We start from the raw sequence: 703 nt of genomic DNA on the forward strand, positions 1-703 counted from the left end.
CCTAGACCAGCATGCCCATCGGGTTTTCGATCAGCCGCTTGAAGGCGACCAGCAGTTCTGCACCCAGCGCACCGTCGACAGCGCGATGGTCGGTCGACAGCGTCACCGACATCACGGTGGCTATTTTGATCTCGCCATTCTTGACCACCGCCCGCTCCTCACCGGCACCAACGGCCAGGATGGTCGCATGCGGCGGGTTGATCACGGCGGCAAAGTCCTTGATGCCGAACATGCCGAGGTTGGACACCGCCGTGGTGCCGCCCTGATACTCTTCCGGCTTCAGCTTGCGGCTGCGCGCGCGGCTGGCCAGATCCTTCATCTCGTTGGAGATGGTGGACAGCGTCTTTTCGTCGGCATGCCGAATGATCGGCGTGATCAGCCCGCCAGGGATCGACACGGCAACGCCGACATCGGCATGCTTGTGCTTGACCATGGCGGTTTCGGTCCATGACGCATTGGCATCCGGCACTGCCTTCAGCGCCATGGCCATAGCCTTGATCACCATATCGTTGACCGACAGCTTGTAGGCCGGAGCCTCGCCCTTGTCGGTCTTCTTCACCGGGGCAGCCGCATTGATCTGCGTGCGCAACGCCAGCAGCGCATCGAGCTCGCAGTCGAGCGTCAGGTAGAAATGCGGGATGGTGGTCTTGGCCTCGACCAGGCGCCGCGCAATGGTCTTGCGCATATTGTCATGCGGGACGAG

General features: G+C 62.2%; 1 protein-coding gene. It reads right to left on the minus strand.

Going from position 1 to position 703, the window contains the following annotated elements; translation table 11 throughout:
- Position 1: 1 nt before the first annotated feature.
- Positions 2–703: 2-oxo acid dehydrogenase subunit E2 (locus EOA16_RS32415; protein WP_206517375.1), on the minus strand; the 702-nt coding region annotated here is incomplete at its 5' end.

Origin of the sequence: Mesorhizobium sp. M7A.F.Ca.US.008.03.1.1, assembly GCF_003997495.1 — a bacterium.
GTDB lineage: Bacteria > Pseudomonadota > Alphaproteobacteria > Rhizobiales > Rhizobiaceae > Mesorhizobium.